At 40.7% G+C, this 19,405-nt stretch carries 15 protein-coding genes and 3 pseudogenes; 17 read left to right on the top strand and 1 reads right to left on the bottom strand.

The window, feature by feature from the left end:
• The first annotated feature begins 64 nt into the window (after nucleotides 1–64).
• The 17 genes and pseudogenes from LNL84_RS17575 to LNL84_RS19840 form a co-directional block, all read left to right on the top strand.
• Nucleotides 65–2,188 (top strand): polysaccharide biosynthesis tyrosine autokinase, encoded by a 2,124-nt coding sequence (locus LNL84_RS17575; protein WP_244359013.1) that lies wholly within the window; start codon nucleotides 65–67, stop codon nucleotides 2,186–2,188.
• A gap of 323 nt (nucleotides 2,189–2,511) precedes the next feature.
• A complete protein-coding gene (locus tag LNL84_RS17580) occupies nucleotides 2,512–3,663 on the top strand; it encodes an LPS O-antigen chain length determinant protein WzzB (protein ID WP_244359014.1) in 1,152 nt (383 codons plus the stop codon).
• A 188-nt stretch (nucleotides 3,664–3,851) separates the two neighbouring features.
• A pseudogene (locus LNL84_RS17585) lies at nucleotides 3,852–4,442 on the top strand (ISAs1 family transposase); the annotation flags it as partial.
• 71 nt (nucleotides 4,443–4,513) lie between these two features.
• Nucleotides 4,514–4,735: pseudogene (locus tag LNL84_RS17590) on the top strand (transposase); the annotation flags it as partial.
• A gap of 111 nt (nucleotides 4,736–4,846) precedes the next feature.
• Complete coding sequence (locus tag LNL84_RS17595; RefSeq protein ID WP_244359015.1) at nucleotides 4,847–6,037, top strand: hypothetical protein; 1,191 nt, start codon at nucleotides 4,847–4,849, stop codon at nucleotides 6,035–6,037.
• Entirely contained in the window at nucleotides 6,034–7,269 is a 1,236-nt protein-coding gene (locus LNL84_RS17600; RefSeq protein ID WP_244359016.1) for an oligosaccharide flippase family protein, read from the top strand. Before LNL84_RS17595 ends, LNL84_RS17600 begins: the two co-directional genes overlap by 4 nt.
• Entirely contained in the window at nucleotides 7,263–8,237 is a 975-nt protein-coding gene (locus LNL84_RS17605) for a nitroreductase family protein (protein WP_244359017.1), read from the top strand. The genes LNL84_RS17600 and LNL84_RS17605 overlap by 7 nt, the downstream gene beginning before the upstream one ends.
• A 1-nt stretch (nucleotide 8,238) precedes the next feature.
• Nucleotides 8,239–9,330 carry a polysaccharide pyruvyl transferase family protein gene (locus tag LNL84_RS17610; RefSeq protein ID WP_244359018.1) on the top strand — a complete coding sequence of 364 codons (1,092 nt, stop codon included), beginning with the start codon at nucleotides 8,239–8,241 and terminating at the stop codon, nucleotides 9,328–9,330.
• A gap of 4 nt (nucleotides 9,331–9,334) precedes the next feature.
• On the top strand, nucleotides 9,335–10,438 hold the full coding sequence (locus tag LNL84_RS17615; protein ID WP_244359019.1) for a glycosyltransferase: 1,104 nt from the start codon (nucleotides 9,335–9,337) through the stop codon (nucleotides 10,436–10,438).
• A gap of 10 nt (nucleotides 10,439–10,448) precedes the next feature.
• Nucleotides 10,449–11,486: a polysaccharide biosynthesis protein gene (locus LNL84_RS17620; RefSeq protein ID WP_244359020.1), complete on the top strand. Its 1,038-nt coding sequence runs from the start codon at nucleotides 10,449–10,451 to the stop codon at nucleotides 11,484–11,486.
• 1 nt (nucleotide 11,487) lies between these two features.
• Complete coding sequence (locus tag LNL84_RS17625; RefSeq protein ID WP_244359021.1) at nucleotides 11,488–12,360, top strand: dTDP-4-dehydrorhamnose reductase family protein; 873 nt, start codon at nucleotides 11,488–11,490, stop codon at nucleotides 12,358–12,360.
• The gene (gene wecB, locus LNL84_RS17630; RefSeq protein WP_244359022.1) at nucleotides 12,353–13,483 is read left to right on the top strand and encodes a non-hydrolyzing UDP-N-acetylglucosamine 2-epimerase; all 1,131 of its coding nucleotides are present in this window, start codon (nucleotides 12,353–12,355) and stop codon (nucleotides 13,481–13,483) included. Before LNL84_RS17625 ends, wecB begins: the two co-directional genes overlap by 8 nt.
• Entirely contained in the window at nucleotides 13,483–14,703 is a 1,221-nt protein-coding gene (locus LNL84_RS17635; protein ID WP_244359023.1) for a glycosyltransferase family 4 protein, read from the top strand. Before wecB ends, LNL84_RS17635 begins: the two co-directional genes overlap by 1 nt.
• A gap of 2 nt (nucleotides 14,704–14,705) precedes the next feature.
• Nucleotides 14,706–15,119: a WbuC family cupin fold metalloprotein gene (locus tag LNL84_RS17640; protein ID WP_244359024.1), complete on the top strand. Its 414-nt coding sequence runs from the start codon at nucleotides 14,706–14,708 to the stop codon at nucleotides 15,117–15,119.
• A 75-nt stretch (nucleotides 15,120–15,194) separates the two neighbouring features.
• Nucleotides 15,195–16,559, top strand: coding sequence for a bifunctional UDP-N-acetylglucosamine diphosphorylase/glucosamine-1-phosphate N-acetyltransferase GlmU (glmU, locus tag LNL84_RS17645; RefSeq protein WP_244359025.1), 1,365 nt, complete (start codon nucleotides 15,195–15,197; stop codon nucleotides 16,557–16,559).
• Between the two features lie 41 nt (nucleotides 16,560–16,600).
• On the top strand, nucleotides 16,601–17,947 hold the full coding sequence (glmM, locus tag LNL84_RS17650) for a phosphoglucosamine mutase (protein ID WP_425244332.1): 1,347 nt from the start codon (nucleotides 16,601–16,603) through the stop codon (nucleotides 17,945–17,947).
• Nucleotides 17,948–18,108: 161 nt separating this feature from the next.
• Nucleotides 18,109–18,222, top strand: a pseudogene (locus LNL84_RS19840) (ISAs1 family transposase); the annotation flags it as partial.
• 102 nt (nucleotides 18,223–18,324) lie between these two features.
• Here LNL84_RS19840 and wecA read toward each other — a convergent pair.
• On the bottom strand, nucleotides 18,325–19,404 hold the full coding sequence (wecA, locus tag LNL84_RS17655; RefSeq protein WP_244359027.1) for a UDP-N-acetylglucosamine--undecaprenyl-phosphate N-acetylglucosaminephosphotransferase: 1,080 nt from the start codon (nucleotides 19,402–19,404) through the stop codon (nucleotides 18,325–18,327).
• Nucleotide 19,405 lies beyond the last annotated feature (1 nt).

Raw genomic sequence — 19,405 nt, forward strand, 5'->3', positions numbered from 1 at the left:
GTTCACCGAATTAAGACTTAAGAGAGTGGGTAAAGTGATAGAGCACAACACAAAAGCGTACAGCATGGCAGCTGATGAAATCGATCTCGGAAAGTTGTTGGCAACACTTTTAGAAGCGAAATGGCGAATCTTGCTGATTACTTTTGGCTTTTCTTTGCTTGGCGCTGTCTACGCGATGTTGGCGACGCCAATTTATAAAGCGGATGCATTGATTCAGGTAGAAAGTAAAACCAGTGGTATGTCATCACTGATTGGTGAAGGGCTGGGCGATATGTTTGCTCAGGACTCTTCCGCTACGACTGAAATTGAAATCATTCGCTCTCGAATGGTGCTGGGTAAAACCGTCGATAAGCTTAATTTAACCACCATCGCAACCCCAAACTACACCCCGGTTATTGGCAAAGGCTTAGCGCGTCTCGCGGGGCAACAGCAAGCTATCGGTATTGGGCGCTTTGAACTCGATGGTGAGGCTCAAAATGGCCACACTATCACCGGGCCACTTTCACTGGTGATTGATCATCGTGAACGTGGTGCTTACTCACTGTATACACAAGATGGCACACGCTTACTTAGTGGTGAAGTAGGGATGCTTGCCCAGGGAAACGGAATTCGATTGTTTGTTAGCCACATAGACGGTGAGGTTGGGGACAGCTTTTCTCTGTATAAACGCTCGCGTTTAGAAGCCATTGAGTGGATTAAGTCGATTCTCTCGATTTCTGAGCGAAGCAAACAAAGTGGCATTTTGCAATTGAGCGCAACGGGTGAAAATAAAAGTAAAATTGAGGCGATATTAAATAATATTAGTCAAAATTATTTGTTACAAAACGTGGAGCGCCAGTCCATTGAGGCAGAGAAAAGCCTGACATTTTTAAAAGAGAACCTTCCTAATATTAAACAGGCGCTAACAGAGTCGGAAGATACCCTAAACCGATATCGTCAAAAAAACGAATCGGTTGATTTGGGGTTAGAGGCACAATCGACACTCAGAGTGATGGTGGAGCTAGAAGCACAACTTAACGAGCTTACTTTTAAAGAATCGGATGTGAGCCAGCGATTTACTAAAGATCACCCTTCATACAAATCGCTGTTAGATAAGCGAGACACATTATTACAAGAAAAGCAGCGCTTAAATAAGCAGATCCAAAAATTACCAAAGACGCAACGTGAAGTGTTGCGCATGACAAGAGATGTAGAAGTTAACCAACAGATTTACATTCAGCTGCTTAATAAAGTGCAAGAGCTGAGCATTGTGAAAGCAAGTGCGGTAGGCAATGTACGTATTCTTGACAATGCCCAAGCCTACTCGCTTGCCATTAAACCGAAAAAGTCGTTAATTGTGGTGCTGGCAACGTTGCTGGGGGGAATGCTTGCTGTGGCACTTACCCTTATCAAAATGGCGTTAAGAAAAGGGGTGGAAAACCCTGATGAGATCGAAGCAATTGGCCTTTCTGTGTACGCCAGTGTGCCGAAATCGGATATGCAATTACAGCTAAGCAACCGTGCTAAAAAGAAAAATTCACCATTGACATTGTTGGCCACCGAAAACCCTGCGGATCTTTCGATTGAAGCGCTGCGCGGCTTAAGAACCAGCCTGCATTTTGCCATGATGGAGGCGACAAATAATGTGGTGATGATATCTGGCCCAGCGCCCAGTATCGGTAAGTCGTTTGTGTCTGCCAATTTTGCGGCCGTGGCGGCAAGCACAGGGCAAAGGGTGCTGCTGATTGATGCCGATATGCGCAAGGGGTATTTACACAAGCAATATAATCTATCGCTAGAGTGCGGGTTATCGGATCTTCTTGCGGGTAAACAGAGCCTGAATGAGGTCGTTAAAAAAACGGACATAGACACATTAGACATCATGACACGTGGCGCAGTGCCGCCAAACCCTTCAGAGCTGTTAATGCACCCGCGTTTTTCGCAATTGATTGACGAGGTGTCTGGGCTGTATGATTTGGTGCTTATTGACACGCCCCCAGTACTGGCGGTAACGGACCCTAGCGTTATTGGCCGCCTGGCTGGAACCACATTGATGGTGGGGCGCTTTGGTCAAAACACGATCAAAGAGATCGAGGCTGCGGCGAATCGTTTTCATAAATCAGGCATCGTGGTGAAAGGCGTTATTTTGAATGCGGTAGAGAAGAAATCGGCCAGTAATATCGGTTATTACGAATACGCATACAAATAGGCCATGCATAGCAAATAACCATTCGCTTGCTCACATCGTAATCGCAGTAAGGGCGGAGCCCTTGGAAGTGTGACCTGCTGCGAGTTTATGATGAATGAAACGCATTGGTATGACCGGTGAATGTATACGGAGCCTCGCTTTTACGCGGTTAGTTGGGTAAAATACGCCCCTACAATTAAACGTTACAAGCGTAATGCCTATTTGGCAATTATGCTTTCGATGGCTGTTTGGGAGCTAAACCCAAGGGCGGTAGCGTAAAAAAATTCCGGAATACAGCTTCGCAGTCACCTCCCTAAGTGCTGCGAGCGGCATATAGGCATCTAATGGACAAGAATACACAGCACCTACAGCACTCCCCGCAGTTACCACCACAATTTTTAGCAAACCAAATTCAGAACAATGATGAAATTGATTTGCGTGAGCTGTTTTTAGCACTGTGGAAAGGCAAGCTGATTATTATCGCAACGACTGCAGTATTTATGATTGCCGCCGTAGTGTATGCACTGAATGCACAGCAGTGGTGGTCTTCTAAAGCGACAGTCGCAAAACCACAAAGCTCGGACTTTTCGGCTTATCGGGTGCAGGTAAAACAGTTTCAACCGATTTTTGATGTGTACCAAGACGATGGTACGGTGCTGGTAAGTGGCGCGTTAGATTATTTGATTAGCCCGAGTGCTCTGTTTCAACAGTTTGTGACTGAATTTAACTCTGCGAACAACAAGAGAGCATTTTTGGATAACAGCATTGAATTTCAAGCGTTTCGAGAAAAATTGGATGCTGATGCTGATGCCGATGCCGATGCCAGCAGAAAATTGTATGCGGAATGGTTTAAAAAGATCACCGCTAGCGCGGTTGATAAGAAAGATAAAGATGGACCATATACGTTAAATTTGCAGGCCACAACAAAACAAAGCAGCTTTACGCTTATTAATGAATATATCAACGTAATTAAGAATAAAACGTTAGATAACGCGCTAGAGAACTTAGAATCTCTGGTTGATGCGCAGCAACACGAACTGGCACAGCAAAAACGGATTTTAGAAGCACAAGCTCAGAATCGCCTAAATATCGAGATTGAGCGCGCTGAGTACTCACTCGAGATAGCCAAAGCAGCAAGCGTAACCCAGCCGATTCAAACCAATACGGATCAAAGTATGTTTTCTATCGATTTGGGCTACAAAGCGATAGAGGCAAAAATCAACGCATTGAAATCGATCAAAAACTTGAGCGTGATTGAGCCAAGACTTCAGCAGGTAGACGCAAAGTTAGCCATGTTATCGACACTGTCTATTGACCCGAACATTGAATTTCAAACCTTCCGTTTTCTTGAAGATGTAGAGCAACCTATTACTCGCGACAAACCCAAGCGCGCGCTGATTGCAGTGCTGGGCACCCTGCTAGGCGGTATGTTAGGTGTGGCGATTGTTTTGGTGCGCCATGCGTTTCGTAAAGAAGACGACGTCGAGAAGAAATAGCACTGGAAGAACCTATTGGGGCGGGTTTGAGAAGATAAGAAAAATTAATGCATTACAAAGGGTTGGCCCGTTTGGGTTGTCTCAAAATGAATCGAAACTGTCTCAGCGTTTAATATTCACTGAGACAAAACCTTGATGATGTCAACGCACAACCTTTCAAACCCTGCAGGACCCATTTTTATTCAAGGGGCTGCCGAAAGAAAATCTTAGATAAAGAAGCGGATTATCTATTGGCTATAAAGGGTAATCAAGGAATGCTAGAGCAAGCGTTTGATGATTATTTTCGAATGGAGATGCTTCAAAACTTCGATGGCAGTTCTTACAGCACACAAGAGAAAAGCCATGGTCGGATGGAAACAAGAGTGGCTTTAGTAAACTCTGATTTGACGGTCTTGGGTGACATTGAGCATGAATGGCCTGAGTTGAAATCCATGGGTATCGTTGCTGCTATTCGTCAAGAATCGGCAGTAGCGACAGAGCAAGATGTAAGCATTCGATATTACATTTGCTCTAAGGAACTAGAAGCTAAAACGCTACTTGAAGCGACACGTTCTCACTGGGGCGTAGAGGTCATGCATTGGTCTCTAGATACCGCATTTAGTGAGGACAATTCTCGCATTAGAGCGGATGATCGAGCAGAGGCTTTTGCTAGGATCAGACAGATGTGTTTGAACCTATTAAAGAGTGAGACCACGTTTAAAGGTGGCATCAAACGTAAACGGATGAACTGTGCAATGGACGAAAACTACCTAAGTAAGGTTCTTGTAAGCCTTACGTAGCGGGGATGTTCATGCGGTTTCCGTGTCCTGTCGAGCCTTTATTGACGGGGATGTTCATGATTTTTCCGTGCTGGGGTGTAGAGGTCATGCACTGGTCTCTTGATACTGCATTTTGCAAAGACAATTCTCGTATTAGAGCGGACGATCGAGCAGAGGCTTTTGCTAGGATCAGACAGATGTGTTTGAACCTATTAAAGAGTGAAACCACGTTTAAAGGTGGTTTCAAACGTAAACGGATGAACTGTGCAATGGACGAAAACTATCTAAGTAAGGTTCTCGTGAGCCTTACGTAGCGGGGGTGTTCATGCGGTTTCCGTGTTACACAGAATTATTTAAAGGGTCAAAAGGCTTAAAAATTTTGCGCCTTTATCCATAAAGTATGGCTTTTGTATAGGTATTTGATAATGAGCAATATGCATTCATTACTAAATTATAAAATTACAACATTAGTATTTGTTATTGCTACTATTGCGATTGCTCCATCATTAACTTATGTAGTGCTGAATTTAAGCTCTTTAGGGATAGGCAATTTAATATCAATGATAATTTCACTATTTACATTTTCTGTAGTATATAGAAAATTATCAAAAGTAATTTTATTTTACTCTGTGCTGATATTATTAGTAACATTGTTCTTCTCAATTGGTGGGCTATTGGATAAACCAATAAAAATATTAGGTTCTCTTGTTGCTCTTTCATTAATGATGTTAAGTGCTAATATAATGTCCAAATACCTAATTAATATGACTAACGGTGAAGTTTATAGTTCAATTAATTATCTTATTATATTATTTTTAGCATTAGGGATTGTTGGTGTATTGGTTCCCTTTAACTTTTTAGGTTACGAAAGTTTTCCTAAATCCATTTTTACCTTTTACGAACCCTCGCATTATGCAATTACTGTAGGGCCAATTTTTGTAGCTTCAATGATAATTTTGAAAAAAAACAGATCGTTAATATGTTTTTTATTCTTATTTATATCATTGTCTTCACAAAATCTAACTATGCTTGTCTATTGGGCTATAGGTACTTGGTTGGCAATAGAAAATAAAAAAGTTAAGTTAGTGTTTTCAGTGATTGTGATTTCTTTTATAGCCTTTTTTTACACATACTTTAGTTCCAGCTTAGTTTACTACACAGATAGAATAGACATCTCAGAAGATTCTAGTAATCTATCTGCGCTCGTATATCTTCAGGGATGGCATGAAATTAGTAAATCACTCTATGATTCGTTTGGTTTTGGGTTAGGTTTCCAGCAAGCTGGTTCAAATGAACCCGGAGAAATTTCAGAGAGAATATATGAGTTAGCCGGGATTTATAAGAATAGGCAAGATGCTGCATTTCTTTCGGCTAAAATAATTATTGAATTCGGAGTGGTCGGCTTAATTATCATATGTCTATTCCTAAAAAGCTTTATTACTACGTTTAAGAATGTTTATTCATTAGATCGTAATGTAGATAAATTTATTGCGGGAGTCGTACTTTCGATATTCGTCGAGATGTTTTTTCGTGGTCAAGGTTACTTTACACTTGGCACTTACTTACTCTTCGTTAGTGTCAATTATAAAATATTAAAGAGCAGGGTTGTACTGTGATCAAATCCATTATGATGCTTTTTTCTAGTACAATTTTCAGTTCGGTACTTACTCTATTAACACAGACAATCGTAGCTTCAGAACTTGGCCCCGAAGCCTTTGGGATATTTTCTTCATCGTTAGCCCTCGTGATGTTATTGAGTCCTATTATAGCAATGGGAAGCGATGGTTATTTATTAAAATTTGTGACAAATTATGACCATGATTTGTCAAGATTTAACTTTAATTGGATAATATACTTTATTCTTACATCATTCCCTGCTGTAAGTGTTTTTCTTCTAATTGACTTATCGCAAAGCAGCTATCTTTTAATACTGATGATAAGCCAGTCATTGATAAACTTTTCTGTGGCAATACTCCAATCAAAGAATCACTTCATTTCTGTATCAGTGCTCTTAATTTTGCAAAGTTTTTCAAGAATATTAGCCTTAGTATTGCTTATACTCTTTACCGATAATGTGACAATCAATATAGTTATTATTTTATATGTATTCGTTGCAATACTTATGGTAACTATTTGCTTGATCTTGCTTAATAAACACGGCTTTGGTTTTAAATTTATAACTAAAGGTCAATTTAAGAAGTATGAGTTATTATCTTTTATTAAGTCTGCTGCGCCATTTGGATTTACCACCTTATTGCACTTGGCTTATTTTCAGAGTGATATAATTATTATAAATCGATTGTTTTCTTCGGAAGAAGCAGGGCTTTACAGTGCAGCATTTATGATTCTTACTGCGGCATATATGATACCCTCTGTTTTATATCAGAAGTACTTTCTTCCTATTGCGCATCAGATATCTTCAGCTGGAGATCTAATAAGAGAGTTTAATTACTTCAGGAAAGGAGCGAAATATATATTTTTATTATCTTTATTAACAGCTGGTTCTTATTATCTTCTGTCGGATTTTATTGTTATGAAGATATATGGCGAAGATTATGTGGTGTCTTCTATGTATATAAAAGTTCTTTCAATATGTATAGTATTTAGGTTTTTGTCATCAAACTCAGGAGTGTTTTTAATGACTAAAGATCTTGTGCATAAAAAAAATAAGTACATGTTTATTTGTGCAGTGTTCAATATAACTTTCAACTTTATTCTTATTCCACGTTACGGAGCAATCGCCGCAGCTACAACAACAATTCTTACTGAAATATTGCTGTGTGTTCTTTTCTACAGAGGGATTAGGAAATACAAATTTTCTAAAATATATGCGAGTAGTTTATGTTAAGTAAAATAAAACCATTTGGTCGGTTGATAAAATGGATCTTAGGTGCTAGCTATGATTTCTATCGATACGCAAGGTTTGGTGGTTGGAAAATAGACCTTAAAAATAAGGAACAGAGGAATTATTATTCAGCCAAGGTTTACCATAGTTTAGAAAAAAGCATGAGTTTTACTAGAAATAGGCCAAGTTCAGGATGGGGTAATGCGCTGTTTTTAGTCGAAGTTTTAGAGTATGCGAAAAAATTTGATAATGTTGGTTACCACGACCTTTTAGGCTATGATGTACTTAAAAAGTTTATAGAAAATAACGGTGGGCAAACCAAATCAAGTTTGGCTGATCAAGTTAGGCATAGATTTAGTGCACTAGATGGTTACTTTGAATCAAACAACGATCCATCCGGGACTATTGTTATGACAGAAAAAGACCTAAGAAAAGGTATGCTGATTCAGCCAGATGAGTTTTTTAATTCAAGATATAGTGTTCGCGAGTTTTCTAATACTAAAATCTGTAAAGATAAATTAAATGAAGCTATTTCATTATCACTGAAAACTCCTTCTGCATGTAATAGACAACCTTGGCATGTTTACCACATATCTGATAGCAAAAAAATACAAGAAGCCTTAGTTCATCAATCTGGCAACAAAGGTTTTAATGACAAGGTTCAAGATTTGTTGGTTATTTGCTCAGATATTCGAGCATTTAACCCTGGAAGTGAACGGTACCAGCACTGGATCGATGGTGGTATGTATTCAATGTCTTTGGTTTATACATTACATTCAATGGGAATTGCTTCCTGTTGTTTAAATTGGAGTCACCAAGGAAAAAATGACCTAGCTTTTAGGAAAGATTTTGAAGAAATATCACCCTCACATACGATAATAATGATGCTCGCAATCGGTGAGCCCCAAGAATCTAATAAGCTATGTATATCGCCAAGACGACCTATCGAAGAAATTTACACGGAAATTTGAAATGAAAGTTGGAATTATAACTATCCATAATGTAAGTAATTATGGCGCTGTTCTTCAAGCTTATGCCTTGAAGGAATTAATAAAAACAAAATATGATGTTAGTATTATTGACTACGACAACCGTCATGTTTCAAAAAGCTTGGATTATGTTCGTTTTGGAGCAAGTTTTCATTCTTGTTTGGGGACTGTTAAAGATATTTTTAGAATTATTCCCAGAATGCGTGTTATTCCTAAGTTTAAAAGGTTTATCAGTGAAGACATGGATATTGTTCCTTACAACACGGATCAAGTAGACAAGTTTAGTACATTAATCTCTGGTAGTGATCAAATCTGGAACCCTGCTTGTGTTTCTAGTGATAAAACGTTTATACCAGAATACTTTCTTTCATTTGCAACACCAAATCAAAACAAAATAGCTTACGCATCTAGTTGTGGTGCCTACCAGTACTCTTCTGCTGAAGAAACTGTTTTAGGTGATTATTTGGGCGCCTATGATGCGCTATCCACTCGTGAGAGCAAAACTAGTAAGTACTTGTCTTCAGTAGTAGGGCGAGAAGTTGAACACGTTTTGGATCCTACTCTTTTACTACAAAAAGATGAATGGCTTGATCGCCTAAGCGATAATAATTTCCGCGAAGGTGACTATATTCTTCTATATGTAATCAAAAAGACACCTTTGTTGAAAAAAGTAATTAATAAGTTAAAAAACGAACTTAATGCCAAAGTTATCTTATGTGAGCAAGGTCTTCACTTCGACAGTATTGTTGATGAGCATATAAGAGATGCTGGACCAAGGGACTTCATCAGCTTATTTAATAACGCAAAGTTTGTTGTAACGGATTCATTTCATGGGACTACATTCTCATTGACTTTTAACAAGCCTTTCTTCTCTGTATCGCCAGGTGCAAATGTAAACCGTATTAGTAGTTTGCTAGAAGTAGTGGGCTTAGATTCTCGTATTATTCATGATGAGGATTCATTAAAGTCTATTAATTCTAGCCATTACACTTTAGATTTTTCGGAAGCGAATGAGCGTTTAGACGCTGAAAGACAAAAATCTAAGGACTACTTGTTCTCAAATTTAGAGATGTAGGATTATGCGCGTCTTTGTAAGCGCAACTTCTATTGTTAGCGGTGGTTCTCTCAATATCTTGAAGCAGTTTATATTAAACTGTAAATCAAGTGTTGATTTTATCATTGCTATTAATAGCAAGCTTGAGCTAGAGCCAGAATACACCAATAAAACAAATGTATCTTTTATTAAGGTTGTCGAGAATAGCCGTTTAGATCGTGTTAAATGGGATTTTTTTAAGGCTAAGAAAGAAATTTCAAAGCTAGAAGGTGATGTTTGCTTAGTTATTTCTTTACAGAATACTACTTTGAATGTCGGTGAAATTCGCCAGATGGTTTATGTTCACCAAGGTTTATTTTTACATGAAACGTCTTGGAACCCACTAGTAGCCAATGAGAGAAAGTATGCATTCTATAAGTATATTTATCCTCAGTTTATTTTTGCGTTTTCAAAATCTAACACGCAGTTCATCGTTCAAACTGAGTGGATGCGAAATGCATTAATTAATAAGTATAGAGTCCCAAAATATAACGTATTTAATTTTAAGCCAGAAATTGTTCCTTGGTCAGATAAAGAGTTACTGTCAGTTGATACTAATAACGATGAGTTAACTTTATTTTATCCGGCTACAGGTGAAGTGTTTAAAAATCACTTGTTACTTTTGGAGTCCATTAAGCTACTGAGTCATAAATACTCATTGCTAAATAAAAGCCTGAATTTGAAAGCAACATTTACTCTCGATGTAAATCCTGAAATTAACACACATATTCATAATTATCTTGAAGAAAACCCTAGCGTAAGGCAGTTCTGTGAATTTACGGGACCAATTTCTTACGACCAGGTTAAAAGCTACTATGACTCATGTGATGTAGTTACTTTTTCGAGCTCTATAGAGTCATTCGGTCTACCTCTATTAGAAGCCGCAATGCTTGGTAAACACGTACTTTCCTTGGATACTGGCTTTGCAAAAGAAGTTTTAAAAGGTTATGAAGGTGTTGACTTCATAGAGGATGACCCTAGTTTATGGGCTGAACATCTGAATCAACTATTAGAAAACGGCATTAGCCATAACCCACGATTCGTTCCAAAGTATCAAACAAGTTGGTACGATTTCTTTGAATTAATGTAGAAAAATCAATATGTTTAAAAATAAAGCTTTGCTAATTACAGGTGGTACAGGTTCTTTTGGTAATGCTGTGCTTCGTCGCTTTTTAAATACTGATATTAAAGAAATTCGCATTTTTTCTCGTGATGAGAAAAAGCAAGATGATATGCGTAAAGTTTTCCAGTCGGATAAGCTGAAATTTTATATTGGTGATGTTCGCGACCCTCAAAGTGTATCTAATGCAATGCGTGGTGTTGATTACGTATATCATGCAGCAGCTTTGAAACAAGTGCCCTCTTGTGAGTTTTACCCTCTAGAAGCAGTAAAAACCAATGTCTTGGGTACTGAGAATGTTTTAGAGGCTGCTATCAATCACGGTGTTGAGCGAGTAGTTTGTTTAAGTACAGATAAAGCTGTCTATCCAATCAACGCTATGGGCATATCTAAAGCAATGATGGAGAAAGTCATTGTAGCTAAGAGTCGAAATCTAGAGCATACGAATACAACTATCTCTGGTACTCGTTACGGTAACGTGATGGCCTCTCGTGGTTCTGTTATTCCACTATTTATTCGTCAGATAGTGAATGGTGATCCAATTACGATTACAGATCCTAACATGACACGTTTCATGATGACTTTAGATGATGCTGTAGACCTAGTCCTCCATGCATTTAATAATGGCTCAAATGGTGATATTTTTGTTCAAAAGGCACCAGCTGCAACAATAGAAGTGCTTGTACGAGCTATTTTAGAAATTATGGGCAAACCAGAACATCCGGTTAATGTCATTGGTACTCGTCATGGTGAGAAACAATATGAGGCGCTTTGTAGTCGTGAAGAGATGTTTGTTGCAGAAGACCAAGGTGAATTCTATCGTGTGCCAGCCGACAATCGTGACCTAAACTACTCTAAATATTTCGAAGAAGGTGAGAAAGATCTTTCCAAAGTTGAAGATTACAATTCGCACAATACAGAACGTTTAGATGTTGAGGGTATGAAGCAGCTATTGAGAAAGCTTGATTTTATTCGTGAAATTGAAGCTGGCAATATCATTGTTCCAGAAGGTGTATAATGTGAAAGTTCTTGTTATCGGGACGACAGGGATGCTGGGCTACAGCATCTTCGCAAACCTCTCTGAGTTATCAAATCTTGACGTTTATGGCACTGTTCGCACCGTAAATGGTTTGGAGAAGTTTTTCCCATCAACCGATAAATTGATTCCTAACGTTGATGTTAAAGATTTCGAAACTCTGGAAAGAGCGATCTCAGCAGCTAAACCTGACGTTGTTATAAACTGTATTGGTTTAATCAAACAACATGACGTTTCTAAGCAGCACGTTGAAGCAATCGAGATCAATGCTTTGCTTCCACATAAAATTGCGCAGCTCTGCGATACCATTGATGCACGCTTAATTCACTTTTCAACGGACTGCGTGTTTGATGGTAAAGTGGGTGACTATTTAGAATCAGATTTACCAACTGCAACAGACCTCTATGGTAAATCTAAATGTCTTGGTGAAGTAGATTACGGCAAACACGTAACTCTGCGCACTTCAATTATCGGCCATGAGTTGAAATCTTCAGTAAGCTTAATTGATTGGTTCTTAAGTCAAGAAGGCTCTGTAAGAGGCTTCTCGAAAGCTGTATTCTCTGGCCTGCCAACGGCCTATGTTGCAAAAGTTCTTGCAGATTATGTACTTCCAAATTCATCTCTATCTGGCTTATATCAATTATCTGTAGATCCTATCGATAAGTACTCTTTGATCTCAAAAGTTGCTGATGTCTACAATAAGCAGATTGAAATTGAGAAGTTTGAAGACTTTGTCATTGACCGTTCACTTAATTCATCAAAATTTCGTGAAGAAACGGGTTTCGTGCCACCATCTTGGGATGAGCTGGTAAAATTCATGCATAGCGATTACGTCAAGAGATATAGCAATGAGTAAATTAAAAGTAGTAACAGTAGTTGGCACTCGCCCCGAGATTATCCGCCTTTCAAGAACAATCGCTAAGTTAGATGAGTATACTGAACATACTTTAGTACATACCGGTCAGAACTACGATTATGAACTGAATCAAATCTTTTTCGATGATTTGGGTATTCGTTCTCCAGATATATTTCTTGAGTGCGCGGGTAGTACCGCTGCTGAAACAATGGCCCAGGTTATTAGTAAGTCAGACAAGCTTTTCGAAGATATTAGGCCTGAAGCAGTATTAATCCTAGGTGATACAAATAGTGCCCTGTCTGCAATTTCAGCAAAACGTAAAAAGATACCAATCTTCCATATGGAAGCAGGTAACCGCTGTTTCGACTTGCGAGTGCCAGAAGAAATCAACCGCAAAATTGTCGACCATATTTCTGATGTAAATCTGCCATACAGTGATATTGCTCGTGACTATTTATTACGTGAAGGTATTAGCCCTGATTTTATCGTGAAAACAGGTAGCCCAATGGATGAGGTTTTGAATCACTATGAAGATAAAATCTCACAATCTGACGTATTAGAACGTCTTGAGCTTAAGAGTGAAGGTTACTTTCTAGTTAGTGTTCATCGTGAAGAGAACGTAGATTCAGAGCGTAACATAAACAATTATGTATTATCTCTAAATACTATTGCAGAAAAGTACAATCTACCAATTATCGTCTCTACTCACCCTAGAACGAGAAAGAAAATTGAGTTGCTTAATCTTGTATTCCATCCATTAGTTCGTTTAATGAAACCACTTGGGTTCAGTGATTATATCCGCCTCCAAAAAGAAGCCAAGGTTGTGTTAAGTGATAGCGGTACGATTACAGAAGAATCTTCTATCTTGAACTTCCCTGCAATTAACATTCGTGAAGCACAAGAGAGACCTGAAGGTTTCGAAGAGGGTGCGGTTATGTTTACAGGAATGAGCGTAGAAAGAATTCTTCAAGCAATAGATATCTTGGATGACCAACCTAGGGGTGAAAAGCGCTTACTTAACAAGGTTGCTGACTATATTGCTCCAAATGTATCAGACAAGGTACTTCGCACCATTCTGAGCTACACAGATTACGTCAATCGAGTGGTTTGGAAAAAACAATAATGCACTTAGCTCTAATTATTGATGACTATCTGCCACACAGTACACGTGTGGCAGCCAAAATGTTTCATGATCTAGCTAAAGAAATGATCCAACAAGGGCATCAAGTGACGGTGATTACCCCTCATTTTGATAAGGAGCTGCCAAGACTTATTGAAGATAGTTTAGAGGGAGTCACTATATGGCGCTTCTTGTCTGGTGAGATAAAGGACGTGCCAAAGGTTACCCGAGCGATTAACGAAACGTTACTCTCACATAATGCTTGGCGAGCAATCAAAAACAAGATAGAGAAAGATACGTTTGATGGAATTGTTTACTATTCGCCTTCAATTTTCTTTGGCTCATTGGTATCGAAAATAAAGAAGCGATGCCAGTGCCCAAGCTATCTTGTCCTCCGAGACTTCTTCCCTCAGTGGGCAATTGATTCAGGCCTTATGCGCAAAGGCTCTTTTATTGAAAGGTACTTTAGGTATTTTGAAAATCAGTCATATTGTACGGCAGATACTATAGGTGTTATGTCAGAGCGTAACCTTCAGATTTTTGAAGAAGCAACGAGTTCGAGCTACCACTCATCAATTCTGAGAAACTGGGCTAGCTTAATACCGCATCAGTTGCCAAACGATGCTGTGTGCCTGCGCCAAAGACTAGGTTTGACAGACGAAGTTATTTACTTTTATGGCGGCAATATTGGCCATGCCCAAGATATGGCGAATTTGATGCGATTAGCAAAGGGGATGCAACAGTATGAAAAAGCGCATTTTCTTTTTGTTGGTCAAGGGGATGAAGTAGATTTAATCCAAGAACTAGCTACCGATTGGAAGCTTGATAATTTTAGCTATCTTCCTTCAGTCAATCAGGAAGAGTTCAAGGATCTTTTGGCTCAAGTTGATGTAGGGCTGTTCTCATTGTCGGCTAAACATACCGCTCATAACTTTCCTGGCAAGCTATTGGGCTATATGGTTCAATCCCTGCCTATCCTGGGCAGCGTCAATCAAGGTAATGATTTGATGGATCTTGTTAATGATAATAAAGCGGGTTTAATCAGTGTTAACGGTGACGACGATCTTTTCTTAGCTAACGCCATTAAGTTGCACGAAAGTGTAAAATTGCGAAAAGATATTGGAGAGGCTGGTAATCGCTTACTCGAAGCTGAGTTCTCGGTCACCGCGATAACCTCTAGCGTCATTGATGCACTGACCAGAGAAAGCTGGGTAGAAAAATAATAATGAGAGTCTTTGATCATCAATATCTAAACAACCTCGAGGATAAAGCAAGCAGCAGCTATCGTAAAAGGGCACACTTAAATTTACATGGTGACTTTAATGAAAAGGTGCAACGTCTGTTTATATCTCTTACAAAAGGGAGCTATGTTGAGCCTCATTACCATGAGCTTCCCCATCAGTGGGAAATGTTCGTGGTAATTCAGGGTATTGTTGAAGTTATTTTCTATGCATCAACCGGTAAAGAGATTAAGCGTTTGTTTGTTGGTGAAGGTCAAGCTTGTAAAGCGATTGAAATTGATCCTCTTGATATCCATAGTGTGGAGTGCATTTCTGACAAAGCATTAATGCTAGAAATTAAGGAAGGCCCATTTAAGCCCGAGACAGCAAAAATCTCGGCCGCTTTTTTAAAATCCTAATTCAAATCATATTTTCCATTCCATCACTTTTATTCCATAAATGGCAATAACAACCACCTCGGTTTAAACAATCCTATGAATTTTAGCGCAGTTATCCTTGCAGCAGGTAAAGGCACAAGGATGTATTCACATTTACCCAAAGTACTTCATACCTTAGGTGGCAAACCTATGGTAGAGCATGTCATCAATGCTTGTCAGTCGCTTCAGGCACAATCGTTACACCTCGTCTATGGGCATGGAGGGGATACGCTTAAATCCGGGTTGGCAGATTTGCCACTGAATTGGATTGAACAAGCGGATCAACTAGGCACTGGCCACGCTGTATTGCAAGCGGCGCCTTCCCTCGGTGACGATGAGAACGTAGTGGTGCTGTATGGTGACGTACCGCTCATTGCGCCACAGACCTTGCAAAACCTGTTAAGTGCTCAACCAAATGGTGGAATAGCCTTGCTCACCGTCGCCGTCGAAAACCCAACAGGATACGGCCGCATTATTCGCGAAAATGGCCCTGTTGTGGCGATTGTTGAAGAGAAAGATGCCAACGATGAGCAAAAGCGCATTGGCGAGATAAATACGGGTGTTTTGGTGGCCAATGGGGCCGATCTAAAGCGTTGGTTATCCAAGCTTACCAATGATAATGCTCAAGGGGAATATTACCTCACCGACATTATCTGTATTGCACATCAAGAGGGAGGCGCGATTGAAGCGGTGCATCCACAATGCAGAAGTGAAGTCGAAGGAGTGAATAACCGAGTACAGCTTGCGGAGTTGGAGCGTATCTATCAAGTTACACAAGCTGAAACGCTTCTTAAGCAAGGGGTGATGATCCGTGACCCACAACGCTTTGATTTACGTGGCACGTTGAAATGTGGCATGGACGTAGAGATCGACATCAATGTCATTATCGAGGGGCACGTGACGCTTGGTGATAACGTGACGATCGGTGCTGGCACTGTGCTAAAAGATTGTTACGTAGAGGCCAATACAATCGTTCGTCCTTATTCAGTGATAGAAGGTGCAACCATTGGGCAGCAGTGTACTATTGGTCCGTTTTCTCGCGTACGTCCAGGAACGGTATTAAGTAATGATGCGCATGTGGGTAACTTTGTGGAAATCAAAAATGTCCAGTTGGGTGAAGGCTCAAAAGCCAATCACTTAAGTTATCTCGGCGATGCCGATATCGGCAGGCGTGTGAATGTTGGTGCGGGTGCTATCACGTGCAACTACGACGGAGCGAATAAACATAAAACCGTGATTGGTGATGATGTGTTTGTTGGCTCCGATAGTCAGTTAATCGCTCCGGTTGAGATTGCTAATGGCGCAACCATTGCAGCTGGCACAACCGTAGCCAAATCGGTTGCTGAGCAAGAGTTAGTATTAACTCGCTCTAAATCCACTATCAAAACACACTGGCAACGACCAGTGAAAATAAAAAAATAACAGAGACAATTTTTTCGTTTGTTGGCTTGTAAGGAATGATCATGACAAGAAAATATTTCGGCACCGACGGTGTGCGCGGAAAAGTGGGTACTTACCCAATCACACCTGACTTTGCATTAAAACTAGGCTGGGCGGCCGGGCGCGTACTCTCACGTATGGGTACAAAAAAAGTGATCATCGGTAAAGATACGCGTATTTCTGGCTACATGTTGGAATCGGCACTGGAGGCGGGCTTTTCTGCTGCTGGCGTAAACGCGGTAATGACAGGGCCTATCCCAACCCCCGCGGTTGCTTACTTAACGAAGACGTTTCGCGCGGAAGCGGGCGTGGTGATTAGTGCGTCACATAATCCTTATTACGATAACGGTATTAAGTTCTTTTCTGAAACCGGTGAAAAGCTATCTGATGAGATAGAGTTGGCGATTGAAGCTGAGCTTGATAAAGAAATCGAATGCGTGCCGTCGGATAAGCTTGGCAAAGCAAGAAGAATGGATGATGCAGCAGGGCGCTATATTGAATTTTGCAAAGGTACGTTCCCTTCAGAATTAACGCTCGAAGGCTCAAAGCTGGTAGTCGATTCCGCACATGGTGCGGCTTATCAAATTGCTCCAGCTGTTTTTAAAGAACTGGGTGCAGACGTAATTTCCATTGGTGATAAACCCAATGGATTAAACATCAATGAGCAGTGTGGTGCGACCGACCTAAAATTATTGCAGAAAACTGTTGTTGATCTAGGTGCTGATATAGGCATCGGTCTAGACGGTGACAGTGATCGTATTATGTTAGTGGATAACAACGGCACGGTTATCGACGGTGACCAAATCCTGTTTATTCTTGCCAAGCAAGCACTTAAAAACGGTACACTGCAAGGTGGCGTTGTGGGTACGCTGATGTCTAATATGGGGCTTGAGCTTGCTCTTGGAAAGTTGGGCATTCCGTTCATTCGAGCGAATGTTGGTGATCGTTACGTCATGGAGCATATGTTGGCCAACAACTGGTGGCTTGGGGGCGAAAACTCTGGGCATGTGATTTGTCGCGATAAAGTAACAACGGGTGACGCGATTGTAGCTGCGCTCCAAGTCTTAGCTGTCATACAGGCTGAAAAAGTCTCTCTGGCACAGCTTGCGAGTGAAATGCCAATGCTACCTCAAGTCCTAGTGAACGTGCGTTATAGTGGAGAGAGTCAACCACTCGAGCAAAAGTCAGTGCAACAAAGTGTTGCGGATGCAGAACAAGCCTTGGGCTGTGCAACTCCTTCACCGGAAGGGCGCGTATTGCTACGCAAATCAGGTACAGAACCGCTTATTCGCGTTATGGTCGAAGCAAAGAGCAACGACGCGGCCCAAAAGTGGGCTGAACATATCGCTGCTGCGGTGAAACTAGCCTAGCCTTATCGCCTTCAATACCGTGCGCCAGTTTATTTTGGCGTACGACAAGTCTCTATACTCATTCTAAAAAACACAGGGCTGCGCTAGGCGCTTCACACGAATAGGGCTTCAGGGAAACCTCATGAATATCGTTGATATATTAGGGCTGCAGAGGCAGAGGTGCTATGAATTCGCTTGAAGCGACTCTTTCTCACTAGGGGGTAGAGGTCATGCATTGGTCGCTTGATACCGCATTTTGTGAGGACAACTCTCGCATTAGAGCGGACGGTCGCGCATAAGCTTTTGCAAGGTCCAGACAGATGTGTTTGAACCTATTAAAAAGTAAGCTTCGTGTAAGCCTTATATGACGGCGATGTTCAGCTGTTTCCGAGCCAGAGTTATTCTTCACTAACCCCTTTCTCCACACCCAACCACTTCCTCACCTTTGCTGAAATCACCCAGATATAGCTAAGTATCACGCAGTACAATACAAAGCAGATAATAAAACTGTATAACATGATGTACTCAGGTATCTCTGCCAATTCCCCATATACCCCAAAACCAGCATATGCGATAGCAATGAGCGCGATAGCCACTAGCGTTTGCTTAGTGTTTAGGCCTAATCGCTGAAATATGTGGTGGAGATGCTCTCTGTCGGGTTTGAACGGTGAGTCGCCACGCCTGACACGTCGTATCATGATAGCAGCCATGTCCATTAAAGGCACCGCAATGAGCCACAAAGCCGTCACTGGGCGCAGTGGCGAAGGGCCTTCGTTTTGACTTGAAAGCAACAAAAGCCAAATGACGGTAAATCCAATCAACATACTGCCCGCGTCGCCCATAAAGACCTTTCTCTTTTGTCCGAATAACCCTAGATTAAATAGGATGTACGGCAGCATGATAACGACAATCACTAAGCAGAGATAAGCAATATTCAATTGCCAGTCAAGCATGACCAGTAAGCCTAGCCCAGAGAAGGTCACTGTAGAAAGAATTCCTAATAGCCCGTCAATTCCGTCTACCATATTAAAAGCGTTAATCGCCCCGATCACGGCAAAAATCGTCACTACGTAGCCCGCAGGCCCAAGGGTTAGTTCAACAGGATCAAATAAGTAGCCTAGTGTATGCAGCTTAATTCCGGCTAGATACATCATTCCAACTGAAAGCCCGGCCTGTATAAGAAAACGAAGCTTATAACTGACATCAAATTTGTCGTCGAGCGCTCCTACCGAAACAAGAATGACAATACATAGCGCATAAAGCTCTACATGAGGGATGATCATGGGATTGTTGATTAAAAAGAACAACAGCGAGATGCAAATCGAAATACCGCCCACCAGTGGGATGGCACCGTCGTGATGTTTTCTTGCGTTAGGCTTATCCACCAAACCGATATGAAGCGCAACTTTACGGAGCAAAAACAGGGACGCAAAAGAAAAGAAGAAATGGAATGTGAGTTCGGTTATTGAAATGAACACC

The sequence above is a fragment of the Vibrio gelatinilyticus genome, from assembly GCF_022836845.1.
In the GTDB taxonomy this organism is placed as follows: Bacteria; Pseudomonadota; Gammaproteobacteria; order Enterobacterales; family Vibrionaceae; genus Vibrio; species Vibrio gelatinilyticus.